Source organism: Streptomyces echinatus (assembly GCF_014203595.1).
GTDB classification, from domain to species: domain Bacteria; phylum Actinomycetota; class Actinomycetes; order Streptomycetales; family Streptomycetaceae; genus Streptomyces; species Streptomyces echinatus.
The window spans coordinates 43,040-54,486 of sequence record NZ_JACHJK010000010.1; the positions used below are offsets into that span (position 1 = coordinate 43,040).

The 11,447-nt window shown below is 72.9% G+C and carries 6 protein-coding genes; 1 reads left to right on the forward strand and 5 read right to left on the reverse strand.

Annotation, left to right across the window (positions count from 1 at the left end; genetic code table 11):
• Positions 1-210 precede the first annotated feature (210 nt).
• A complete protein-coding gene (locus FHS34_RS26205; RefSeq protein ID WP_184969704.1) occupies positions 211-948 on the reverse strand; it encodes a hypothetical protein in 738 nt (245 codons plus the stop codon).
• A 207-nt stretch (positions 949-1,155) separates the two neighbouring features.
• Here FHS34_RS26205 and FHS34_RS26210 point away from each other — a divergent pair, with 207 nt between their 5' ends.
• Positions 1,156-2,685, forward strand: a complete 1,530-nt coding sequence (locus tag FHS34_RS26210) for a helix-turn-helix domain-containing protein (protein WP_184969706.1) — start codon at positions 1,156-1,158, stop codon at positions 2,683-2,685.
• A 224-nt stretch (positions 2,686-2,909) separates the two neighbouring features.
• Here FHS34_RS26210 and FHS34_RS26215 read toward each other — a convergent pair whose 3' ends face one another.
• The 4 genes from FHS34_RS26215 to FHS34_RS26230 are packed head-to-tail and all read right to left on the reverse strand — an operon-like array spanning position 2,910 to position 11,435.
• Entirely contained in the window at positions 2,910-4,262 is a 1,353-nt protein-coding gene (locus tag FHS34_RS26215) for a TIGR02679 family protein (RefSeq protein WP_225817629.1), read from the reverse strand.
• A complete protein-coding gene (locus tag FHS34_RS26220) occupies positions 4,259-8,494 on the reverse strand; it encodes a TIGR02680 family protein (RefSeq protein WP_184969708.1) in 4,236 nt (1,411 codons plus the stop codon). The genes FHS34_RS26215 and FHS34_RS26220 overlap by 4 nt, the downstream gene beginning before the upstream one ends.
• Before the next feature lie 8 nt (positions 8,495-8,502).
• Positions 8,503-9,783 carry a TIGR02678 family protein gene (locus FHS34_RS26225; RefSeq protein WP_184969710.1) on the reverse strand — a complete coding sequence of 427 codons (1,281 nt, stop codon included), beginning with the start codon at positions 9,781-9,783 and terminating at the stop codon, positions 8,503-8,505.
• Positions 9,780-11,435 carry a TIGR02677 family protein gene (locus tag FHS34_RS26230; protein ID WP_184969713.1) on the reverse strand — a complete coding sequence of 552 codons (1,656 nt, stop codon included), beginning with the start codon at positions 11,433-11,435 and terminating at the stop codon, positions 9,780-9,782. Before FHS34_RS26230 ends, FHS34_RS26225 begins: the two co-directional genes overlap by 4 nt.
• Positions 11,436-11,447 lie beyond the last annotated feature (12 nt).

Genomic DNA, 11,447 nt, shown 5'->3' on the forward strand with positions numbered 1-11,447 from the left:
CATTGATGTGCGCGTACCACCGTCAATCGTGCCGCCACGCCGGCTTGGCCGAACCAGTAAGGTCAGGCTAAGTTAGGCATGCCTTACTGGAGTGGCGGCTACGGTGCGCCTCGGCAGATATCTCGATGTCGAGATAACACTAGTACATGGGCGCGCCCTGGTCATGCCCAACCCGTCCCGGCGCGCATCCCGAGGCGGCCCGGACGGCGGCTACCAGCTCCCCTCGGCCGTTATCTTGGCCGGGGCCAGGACGGTCACATGGCCGTGATCGCCGTACCCGGACAGGCGCCAGCGGGCGAAGACCCGGACGACGCGGTCGAGCTGGGCGTCGTCCCAGACGCCGTAGTCGGCCCACACGTAGGCCTTGGTGCGGCCGCCGGCCTCGGGCATGCGGACGCAGACCCGTTCGACGTGGGCGGCGATGGCGGCGTCCGCCTTCGGCGCGCCCGACTTCAGGTACCCGCGGAAGTCCCGGGTCATCGAGAACCAGCGGTGCGGGCCGGCGTCCGGCACGCCGACGCCGTCCTCCGTGGTGTCACCCTCGGGCGGCCCCTGATCGTCACTGGTGGTGTCCGGGAGCTCCTGGTCGTCCGTGGTGGTGTCCGGGAGCTCCTGATCGTCGTCGCTGGTGGTGTCCGGCAGCGCCTGGTCGTCGCTCGTGGTGTCGGGAAGCCCCTGATCGTCGGACGTCGTATCGGGAAGCCCCTGGTCGTCGGACGTCGTGTCGGGGAGGCCCTGGTCGTCGGACGTGGTGTCCGACGACCCCTGATCGTCCTCCGTGGCCTGCGGCGCGTCCTCGACGAAGCACTCCCCGTCGGCCGCGGACGCCGTGCGCGGTGCCGACGGGGCGCTCCGCGCGGCGTCCGCGCCCTGCGTCCCGCACGAGACGAGCGAGCAGCAGCCGACGAGCAGCGCGGCCACGGCATACCGACGCATCCTGGTCTTCATGTGTATCCCCCTTCTGGAACTGAGAGGGAGACACGCGGACCGGGGTTGCCTGGACGGTCGTGCGCCGTACGGCATCGTGGTATTTGCCCGAGTCCCTCCGGGTATCGTCATGCCGTAGCGCCAGGCGACACTGACGGCCCGTCACGGCCGTCACCCCAATGGACCCCCTGACGGGCGCGATCTCATATCTGAGATAGCCTCAACCTCATGTCAGACGACTACCTCGTACGCATCGGCAAGCTCATCCGTGACGCCCGGCAACACCGGGGCTGGACACAGGCGCAGCTCGCGGAGGCGCTCGGCACCAGCCAGAGCGCGGTCAACCGCATCGAGCGCGGCAACCAGAACATCAGCCTTGAGATGATCGCCCGGATCGGTGAAGCCCTGGACAGCGAGATCGTGTCGCTGGGCTACGCGGGACCGATGCATCTGCGCGTGGTCGGCGGTCGCCGGCTGTCCGGCGCCATCGACGTGAAGACCAGCAAGAACGCGTGCGTGGCGCTGCTGTGCGCCTCGCTGCTGAACAAGGGGCGTACGGTGCTGCGCCGGGTGGCGCGCATCGAGGAGGTGTACCGCCTGCTGGAGGTGCTCAACTCCATCGGCGTGCGCACCCGCTGGATCAACGACGGCGTGGACCTGGAACTGGTGCCGCCCGCCGAGCTGGAGATGGCGGCGATCGACGCGGAGGCCGCCGTACGCACCCGCTCGATCATCATGTTCCTCGGCCCGCTGCTGCACCGCATGGACCACTTCAAGCTGCCGTACGCCGGCGGTTGCGACCTGGGCACGCGGACCATCGAGCCGCACATGATCGCGCTGCGCCGGTTCGGTCTGGACGTCGCGGCCACCGAGGGCCAGTACCACGCCCAGGTGGACCGCTCGGTCCGCCCGGACCGCCCGATCGTCCTGACCGAGCGCGGCGACACGGTGACGGAGAACGCGCTGCTGGCCGCCGCCCGGCACGACGGCGTGACCGTCATCCGCAACGCCTCCTCCAACTACATGGTCCAGGACCTGTGTTTCTTCCTGGAGGCGCTGGGCGTCAAGGTGGAGGGCATCGGCACCACCACGCTCACCGTGCACGGCGTCCCGGACATCGACGCCGACGTGGACTACTCCCCCTCCGAGGACCCGGTCGAGGCGATGAGCCTGCTGGCCGCCGCCGTGGTGACCGAGTCGGAGCTGACGGTGCGCCGGGTGCCGATCGAGTTCCTGGAGATCGAGCTGGCGGTCCTGGAGGAGATGGGCCTCGACCACGACCGCAGCCCCGAGTACTGCGCGGACAACGGCCGTACGCGTCTGGTGGACCTGACGGTCCGGCCCTCCAAGCTGGAGGCACCGATCGACAAGATCCACCCCATGCCGTTCCCCGGCCTGAACATCGACAACGTCCCGTTCTTCGCGGCCATCGCGGCGGTCGCCTCGGGCCAGACCCTCATCCACGACTGGGTCTACGACAACCGCGCGATCTATCTCACCGACCTCAACCGCCTCGGCGGCCGGCTCCAGCTCCTGGACCCGCACCGGGTGCTGGTCGAGGGCCCGACCCGCTGGCGCGCGGCCGAGATGATGTGCCCGCCGGCCCTGCGCCCCGCGGTGGTCGTCCTGCTGGCGATGATGGCGGCCGAGGGCACGTCGGTGCTGCGCAACGTCTATGTCATCAACCGCGGTTACGAGGACCTCGCCGAGCGCCTGAACTCGATCGGGGCGCAGATCGAGATCTTCCGGGACATCTGAAAGTTCTCAGAAAAAGGCGCCGTCACGTCCCTACTGACCTGCATGAACGTGCGGCGAGACGGGAGGTGGCGGCGCCTGTGGGACTTCTCTGGGATTTCGGCCGGGCCAAAGGCCTCCGGTCATCTCGCGAATCAATATCGTACGTCCCCGGAACTTTCCCGAGGTGACAGAGCTCTGACTCGGTACTCGTCCGATTCTGCGCCCGCTGCGCTTTCACATACGCATCAGCGGGACCCCGGTTCAAGGTCTGTGAGCAGGTCGTCCAACACCGTTTCCTCCTCGACCCGGACACCACACTCGGTGAGAGCGATGGCCAGGGCCGGGTCCCAGGGAGTTGCGGCAGGCTGGCCCGTCAGTTCCGGGGCTTCGGCCACGGCGGTCACTGCTGCTCGGTAATCGGCGGCCGTGTAACGCCACGCCCGCCAAGGGACGCTTCGTGCCAGTGCTGCGGCGATGCGCACACCGCCCCAGTCGAAATCGCCGTGGTAGAGAAGGTGAGCTCCCCGCATCGACAGGTCGCGCAGCAAGGTGAGCGCGGCGGCCGACGGCTGCCCCTGAAGGCACACCATGGTAGGGCACGCCGGGCCGAGAGTACTGGCGGCGCCGGACAGTACCGCCGGGTTTTCGCAGATATAGACGTTGCACGGCGTCGGAACGGAGGCAACCGGTGCGCGACCGGTGAGGGAGCGGAGCGTCAGCACCGCTGGCTCCCCCGTGTCGGCCATCCAGTCGAGGGCCGGCGTACCGCGCAGGTTGAGGGTGAGGACGGTCGATGACAGGTCGTCCTTGAGCAGGCCCGCCGAGGCCCACGCCTCCCGCCGCCACTGCGCACCGGAGCCGTCGGGGAAGCCGGTGAGGCAACGGATGCCGGACAGGACGAGCGTGGCGAGCGGCGTCCCCTCGTCCAGGGCATGGGCGCCCGAGAGGTTCCGTGCCGCGAACGTCGCCCGCGAGGTCGGGGGTGACGCGGGCAGCGCACGCAACGCGCGCACGGCGGCCGCCACCAGGGGCCCCGCGGCCTCCGGTGTTCGGGCGAGGCGCCGTACGAGACCGTCACCACGGATCCGCTCGGCCCAGCGGGCCAGCTCCCCGTCGAGGATGCCGAGCGGGGCGTACGCCTCCTCCCAGGCCCGTTCCTCCCTGTTCCGTGTCTCGGCGTGGAGTACGACCGGGCCGGTGAGGGCGACGACGGCCGCCGCCAGTCCGTCGGGGCTGACGCCGGAGCGACGCAGGATCTCATCGACGGTGACGAGGCGAATGCTGAGGGAGCCGCTGGATCGTGGTGCCCGTCCCAGCAGGCGTTCGGCGGCGCGGCGTTGGGGTTCATCGGGGTCGGACAAGGTGACGGAGCCGGTCAGCGGCCGGCCACGTGCCAAGCGCTGCCGCACGCGGTCCACGAACCAGGCAAGCCCGGGATCGCCGAGCAGGCGTCCGAGGCGCTCGGTATCGACGTCGGTCAGGGCTCTTGCCGGTGGCGGCACGGCCGGCACCGCGTCCACGGTGGCGGTCGGCGGCGTCGCGCGTCCGGCCGCCGTCCGGCCGCCGTCGCGGTCGTGCGGGGTCTCCGAAGGCGTCACGTCCACAGGGCCCCCTGGCCGCCGGAGCTGTCGACGACGGCCCGCCCTGGCTCACCGGAAGGACTCACCGGTCCATCGGCCGCCTCGCCGGAGTCGCCGGCACCGGCGGCCGCCGTGAACGCGTCCGCCCGGGCACCAGGCTCCGTGCCGCGCCGCCGTTCGCGGCCGTCCCATTCCCACCGCGTCACCAGTACGGCGTCGATGTCGTCGACGCGGGACAGCTGGGCGATGGCGATGCCCGGCACCTGGGGGTAGCAGGCCCATTCGCGTTCGCTGGTCATGACGACATCGAGGTCGAAGGCGCGCAGCAGACCAAGGCACTTGGCGCGCGAGTCGTCGTCGACGCCGGCGAACGCCTCGTCCAGGGTGACCAGGCGCGGGGCGTGCGCGCCGCCCGCGCTCGCGTAGTGGGAGGACGCTGCGGCGAACAGGGGTACGGACGCGGCCAGTACCCGCTCCCCGCCCGAGGCGGGTCCGGTGGCCGGAACCCACTTGCCGTGCTGGTGGCGTTCGACGCCGAACTCGTGCCAGGACCGGTAGTCGAGGGCGGCGGTGAGGTCCTCCAGCCAGCTGCCAGCGCTGTCGTCGGCCTGCCGGTGGGCGATCTGCTCCTGGAGGAACGCGCCGACCGCTGCCCGGTCCTCGGGCGACCATGCGTCGGCGGACTGACGCAGCCGTTCGCGGGCCTGGGCCAGTCCCTGCGGGGCCCGGCGGGATGCTCTCCACACCAGCCGCAGTTTCATTCCCGTGGAGGTCGGGCGCTCCTCCAGCTCTCTGTTCATGGCGGCCACCTGTCGTTCGGCCGCCCCGATGAGTTCCTGGAGCGTCCCGGCGACCTCGGTGATCAGATGGGTCTGGAGGATCTCGCGCTCGTGTGCGGACAGGATGCGGGTCAGTTCCGCGACTTCCACGGCCAGTGCCTCGGCGAGTTCGGGCACGGCCCGTTCCCGGCCCTGGTAGACGACGCCGACCCTCATGCCGTCCTCACTCGGGCGGGCGGTAGCGGTGTGGCCGTGCCGCGACAGCGCGTCCTGGAGCCTGCCGAACTCCTCGCTCAGCCGCTTCTGCACGCGCTCCCAGGCCGCGTCGGTGTCGTCGATCGAGGAGAGCCGTGACTCCACGGCCCGCGCGAGGGCGATGGCGGGGGTCGCCGCCCATGTCCCCGCGCCGTCGTCCGGTACATCGATGTCCGGCAGCGCGACGGCGAGCAGTCCCGTCGCGGCGAACCGCTGGAGCGCCGCGACGGCTTCCTCCCGCGCGGCGGTCGCCTCGGTGACGTCCTCGGCGAGCTGCTCGATGCGTCCCTCGGCGCGGCTGGCCCGCCGGTCGGCGTCACCGTACTCCTCCCGCGCCTGCCGCTGCTCGTGCTCGCAGACCCGGGCCGCCTCGGCCGTCTCCTCCAGTTGCCTCTGCAGCTCGGCGACGGCCGCCCCGACGGTGGAGCGGAGCGTCGCGAGGTGTTCGTCCGCCGCCGCGGCCACCCGAGCCGCCTCCGCAGCGCGCTCCGCGAGTTCGGACACGAGGACGTCGGCCCGGCTGGTCTCCTCCCGCTCAGCGGTTACCGCGCGCTCGGCCTCCGCGCGTTCGCGCAGTGCGGGCCACAGGGCCGCCAGGAGGGCGGTGTGGTCGGCGAGCGCCTGGCGAACGGCGCCCAGTGCCGTGGGGTCGGCGGGAAGGTTCAGGGCCGCCGCGGTGTCGGCGAGTTCGGCCGTCGCACGCTCGGCGCGCTCCGCCGCCGGAGCCAGTTCCGCGGCCCGTTCGTCCCGCCGGGCGCGGGCGCGACGGACCGCCTCGGCGGCGGCGGTGACGCGTGCGTGGGCGTGCCGCAGGTCGTCGTCGCCAGGCAGTGCGGCGAGTTCGGCGTCCAGCGTGGCACGGCTCCCGGCCACGGCGCGGGACTCCTCGGCCAGTCGTTCCTGCTCCGCCGTCAGGCCGTCGATCTCGGCGCGCAGTTCCGCGATGCGGACGCGGCGTGCCTGTTCCCGCGCTCCTTCCCCCACGTACTGGGCGCTGTCCTTGGCCCAGCTCCCGGTGAGCGCCCCGACGCGGAAGCGCCCGTCCGCGCAGACCCAGGTGTCGTGGCCACCGGCCTCGAAGGAGGCTTCGCCGGGCTTGTCGCCGTCGCTCGCGACCAACCCGATCGAGGCGAGCAGACGCGCGACCGTCTCCTCCCCCACGGCTGCGGCCCCCGCCTCCGCGGGGTCGACCGCTGGGCACAGCGCGCGGTCGAGGCCGGTCCCGCCGAGCAGTCCGACCGGATCGAGCAGTACGTCATGTCCGTCCGCCGCGGCCGCGGAGCCGTCCGGCCGCACCCACGCGTCGAGAAGCCCCGACGCCTCCAGCGCGGCTTCCAGTCCCGCGCGGTCGGCGCCGGTGACGTGCGGGCGGAAGTCGACGAGCCGCCACAGCGGAGCGCCGGGGCCCCGGTCCCGCACGCCGGGTGTGCGCGTCGAGGGAGCCACGGGCCCGCGCTCCCAGCCCGTTTCGAGGGCGGTCGTTTCCTCCATCGCCTGCCGCAGCCGCTCCGCCGTCGCCGCCTCGCGGTGGGCCAGTCCGGCCGCCCGGTCGGCCAGGCGGGAGGCGGCGGCGCGATGCGCCTCGCCCGCCGCCGTGCGGGCCGGCAGCGGGCCGTCCAAAGAACTCGCCCAGTCCTGTACGGCGTCCAGGACCGCAGGCAGCCCGGGCACCCGCAACTCGACCCACCCGGAAAGACGCTCCCGCACGGCTGTGACCAGGGCCCGCCCCGCCCGGGTGACGGCCTCCTCCGCCTCGGCCAGCCGCTCCTCCCCGTACACGACCTCCTCGTCGGCCTCGTCGGCGCGCAGCCGGGCGGCACGGTGCCGCTCCTCGGCCTGCTCGGCCCGCGTGACGAGCTCCGCCACGTGGTCGACGGCGCGCCGCCTGCTCGCGGTCGCCTCGTCCGCCTCCCGGCGCAGCACCGCGTCGGGGGCTCCCTCCGTCCTGGGGATGTCGAGCCGGGCGGCCGCGGCGCTCTCAGCCACCCGGTCCCGGATCCCGTCCAGCGCCTCCCGGGCCGCTGTGCGCCGGTTGTCCGCGGTGGCGAGCCGGCCCAGGGCCCGGGTGTGCGCGTCGGCCGCCGTACGCCGGTCCGCCTCGGCCCGCTTCAGCTCTCCGGCCGTGCGGGAGGCGTCCTCCGCCGCCCGGTCGAGCGCACGGGCGTCACGCATCTCGGGCCGGGACCGCAGCGTGGCGTCCTGGGCGGTCAGCCGCGCGGCCCGCTCGTCGAGGGCGGCGCCCCTCCCCCTGGCCTCCTCGCGGTCCGCCACCGCCCGCTCCCTCTCCGCCTGTGCCCTGGCGAGTTCCCGTTGCAGGTTCTCGTACCGGGCGTGTTCGCGGCGGGGCAGGCGGGCGCGGCGCCGGGAGGCGAGGCGGGCGTAGCGGCGGTAGTGGTCGAGGAACGCCGAGGACGCCTGTTCGGCCTCGCGGGCCGCCCGCAGTTCCTCCTTCTCCTCGTCCAGCGACCGGAACGCCTCCGCCGCATCGGCGACGACCGCCTGGTCCATCGGCGGCAGCGCCTCGGTCAGTGCCCGGGACAGGGCGGCCTCGCTGGGGCGTTTGGACAGCTGGGGTTGGCGCAGCTGGATCAGGAGGTCGACGAGAGCGCCGTAGCGCCGCTCCCCGAGCCCGAAGAGGGCTTCGTCGACGGCCCTGCGGTAGGCCTTCGCCGTGTCGTAGACCATGCCGTGGCCGCCGACGGCCTCGGCGAGCCGGTCCCGAGACAGTGCCGTACCGGTCGCGTCCAGCAGGTCGAGATCGGCACCGATCCGCTGGTCGGTGACCGCGAACCAGTGGCGGGCGATGCCGCGGCCGGCGACCGCCTTGAGTCCGCACAGCAGCGTGCGGAAGTGCGCCTCGCCCATGCCGGCGTCGAGTCGTCCGAACTCGATCCAGGTGTAGCCGAGCCGTTCGGGGTGCGGGTGCGCGCCGCCCAGGAGGAGGTTCCACTCCATGCGCTTGCCCGGGTCGCCGTCGGGTTCGACGCGGCGGGCGGAGAGGTCGCCGTCCAGGAGGAACGGCAGGGTGAGGGCGAGCACCTTCGACTTGCCGGTGCCGTTGTTGCCGCGCAGCAGCAGCCGGCCGTCGCGGAACCAGAACTCCTCGACGTCGTAGTGGAAGAGATCGACGAGTCCGATGCGCAGGGGCCGCCACCGGCCGGGCGTGGGAGCGGGCAGCGCGGGGCCGGGCGACTCGGGGCCGTGAAGCGCGGTCACGGGGCGGTTCACCTTTCGTCCTGCACGGGCTGCACGGGTTGCATGGGCTGCGCGGGTTGCAGGGGTTGCTCGGTCGTGGCGGCCCGGCGGGCCCGTCCGGGTTCTCTGACCACGGGTTCGCCGACCGCGTACCGCGCGAGGGCCGGCCGCGGTACGACGCCCCCGTCGGTGCGCTCGGCGAGTCCCAGCGCCACCAGCTTGCTCAGCGCCTGCTCGACGAGTTCGGGCTCCGCGCCCGGTTCCCTCGCCGACTTGGACCAGAACCCGCCGTGCTCCACGGCCAGTTCCCGTACGCGGGCCGCCAGTTCCGCCGGTTCCACGGGCCCGCCCGCTTGGGCCAGGTGTCCCGCCAGCAAGAGCGTGATGTGACCGTGGGTGCCCTGTTCCGGCATGCGTGCGTCCGTGAGGTCCTCCATCGGGTCGACCATGGCGATGCCCTCGGCCCGGACCTCCGGGACGAGTCCCGTCAGCTCGTTGATGCGGGCGGTGATGAAGCCGCGCTGCCGGGTGAGGTAGGCCAGTTCGTCGTCGGTCAGGTCGTCGTAGTACAGCACCGGGTCGTCCAGGAGGATGCGGGTCAGTTTCCAGCGGACCGCCCGGAATCTGAGCTCTTCGCTGTCGAGCACGGTCCACGCGGTCATCTCCACCAGGCGCTCCTCGAAGCCCTCGGCCTCGACCATGGAGGGACCCCGCAGGGACGCGGGCATCCCGGCCAGCACGCGTCGCCGCACGTCGTACAGCACGTCGCCCGATCCGCTGACGTAGGCGTCCTCGTCGCCGGCGACCCGCCGCAGCACTCCGAGCCGCAGCAGCAGGCGGACGACGGCCGCGAGGTCGAGGCGCTCGTCGCGCCGCTCCAGAGTGAACGTGATCCCGGCGGCGACGAGTTCGGGATCGGTGGCGGCCAGGACGACCTGCTCGGCGAGGCGGCCGAGCGCCACCTGCGACTCACCCCGTTCCAGCGCGGCCAGGGCCAGGCAGAGCAGGACGTAGCGGCGGCGGGTGAAGGGCAGGGCGCTCCGGGTGGCCTCGCGCGCCGGGTGCGTGACGTCGGTGAGAGTGCCCGGCGTCTTGCGCAGCCGTGCGGCGTCGGCGTCCGTGCGCAGCGTCCAGCCGACGTTGCGTTCGAACCAATCCCGCAGCTCGGCGGTGTGCCGGCGCACCAGCCGGAACTCGTCGGCGTACGGTCCGTCGGCGGTGAGCAGCGGTTCCTTCAGCAGGGCGCGTGCGGCCTGCTGAAGGTCGGCCTGCCGCTGGCCGTCGAGGACCTCGGCGAGGGGGCCGCTCATCGGTCCTCCGTGAGCTGGGGAGCGGTGTCCCGTCGCGGGGCGGGGAGGGGAACGGGTGCCGATGCCGGTGCGGCGGCGCGGTCGCGCTGCCCCGCCGTGAGGTCGACGATGTCGATCAGGTGGTCGGGACCGCTGAACACACCGTCGGGTGTGCGTACTTCGGCTGTCGATCCGTCGTCGAGGGCGGTCAGCCGGATCTCCATCGAACCGTCCCCGCTGGTGGCGACGGTGGTGATGGTGCCCGGCCGCCAGGTGGCGAGCGCGTCGCCGAGCAGCCGCAGGAACAGCTGGAAGGCGTGCGGGTCGAGTCCACCGAGCCGGGACAGCCGTACCGGTCCGTCCGTCACGAGGCGGTCCTGGGCCCGCCTGGTCTCCTCCGTCTGCCGGGCGGCGATCTCGGCGAGCCGGCGCTTGGCCTCGCCCCGGTCAGCCACCCGGCGCGGCCTGCCGCGCCGTTCGTAGCTGCCGGTGCGGCGCAGCTGGGGGCTGATCCTGAGCGGTCGCGCCTCGCTCCACGGGGTGGAGGCTGGCTCCGGGGCGGCCGCCCGTTCGGTGAGGGTGTCGGCGTCGACGGTGAGGTGCCGGGAGGAGTGCAGCCCGAACGCCACGCGCCACAGCCGGTGCCGCGCCTCGTCGTCCGGCGCCTGGGCGAACCAGCGCGCGAGGGTGCGGAAGTCGGCCGACCGGTCCGAGCGTCCGGCCCGCCGCTCGTTGAGCTGCCGTACGACGGCCAGGAGCTGCGGGATCGAACCGAGCGCCCGCCCGCGCAGCAGTCTGGCCTGCGACTCCCGCCCCTCTCCGGACACGAACCACTCGGCGAGCCCGGACCACCGCGCGGCCCACCGTTCGTACGCCACCGCCTCCGCCCGTTCGGCGTCCTCGGGAGCGGCGTCGGCGGCCTCGCGGGCGGCGGCCAGCCGCAGCAGCGGTCCGACCCGCTCCTGCTCCTCCAGCTCCCCGATCAGCAGGGCGATCCGCCCGCCGAGGGTGATGAGGTCCTGGATGAAGCGCTCCAGGTACTGGATCAGCCGGTCCTTGTAGGCGAGGAAGGCCTCCACCTCGATGTCGTGCAGGTCGATGGTGCGCTGGAGCGAGCCCATGAAGGCACGGGCGTTGTCGGCGAGGTCGGTGAACCGCGCCGTCAGCACGGACAGGGCGACGTACGCCTTGGCCGGGTCGGGCTCGTCCTCCGCGGCGATCACCAGCAGCGCCCGCAGCTGCGTCACGATGTCGTGCAGCGCGACCGCCTGGAGTTCGCCGCGCCGCCCCAGCACTTCGTCATACGTCCCCAGCGCCGCCTCGGCGGCCTCACCGGCCCGGGTGAGCTGGTAGATGAACCGCCTGCGGTAGAAGTCCTCGACCGCCGTCACCCGCGCGTGGTCCGGATCGGCCCGCAGGTTGCCCCACTCCACGAGCTTGTCCAGCGCCTGCGTCACCGCGTCGAGGTCGGCGGGCCGGTCCCCCGCGTCCAGGGCGGCGTACACGTCCTCCGGCCGCAGATGCACCGCGAACCGCTCCTTGGCGGCGAGAAACGCCCGCATCACCTGGCGGTAGAGGGGGGCGTTGGGGGCGGTGAGGTGGGCGAAGGGAGCGTAGTGGACATAGGCGGAGGGCTGCGAGGGCTCGGGCGTCTGGGGGGTGTCGGAGGTCATCGTTGATCCATT